Origin of the sequence: Halobellus sp. Atlit-38R, assembly GCF_003665925.1 — an archaeon.
Classification (GTDB): Archaea; Halobacteriota; Halobacteria; order Halobacteriales; family Haloferacaceae; genus Haloquadratum; species Haloquadratum inordinatus.
Genome location: NZ_QXIJ01000082.1, coordinates 1 through 705, shown reverse-complemented (window position 1 = coordinate 705; position 705 = coordinate 1). Strand labels below are relative to the sequence as shown.

General features: G+C 62.1%; 1 protein-coding gene. It reads left to right on the top strand.

All coding sequences use genetic code 11. From position 1 onward, the window contains the following. A partial coding sequence (locus D3D02_RS18210; RefSeq protein ID WP_233560705.1) for a PQQ-binding-like beta-propeller repeat protein occupies window positions 1–705 on the top strand: 705 nt, incomplete at both ends.

Genomic DNA, 705 nt, shown 5'->3' with positions numbered 1-705 from the left:
GGCTGTCGTCGTCGGCCGCGCGTCTCGCGAGCAGAGTGGAATCGTGACAACCGTACAACTCGACGACGGGTCCTCCGAGACGACCCACGAACTCAATCGGCGTCCAACTGGACCGCCAGCCCTCGCAGGTTCGATTGCTGTTACGCCCGTACTTGGCGACTATACTGAACCATCGACTGGCGGGATCGTCGCACTGAACACCGCTAGCTGGACGACCACTTGGACACATGATACGGCTGGCAGACCCAATCCGCCGACTGTCGCTGACGACCTCCTCGTCGCCACGAGCGATCGGGGCGATGTAACCGCTCTTGATACGTTTACCGGCGATACGCAGTGGGCGCGGTCGTTCGGTGACGATCACCAGCGTGCAAGCATCCCTGCACCGCCAGCCGTCGACGACGACCACGTGTATATCACAGCAGATGGCTCTGCCGCCCAGGGAATCTACGCGCTGGATCGCGAGACGGGTGAAACACAGTGGGGGATCCCTGGGCCAAATATCCCGGAACCGCTCGTCCGCACGGAGGATATCGTCCTGGCGAGCTACGACCGTTACGAACTCGTGGCGTTCGATGCCACCAGTGGAGACCGGCAGTGGTCAAAAGCGATGTACGATGGTGACCTGTTCGCGCCAGCGGTCGGGCACCGCCGCGTTTTCAGCGCGGACAAGGAAACCGTGTATGCGCTGGCCGTTGAGAGTGG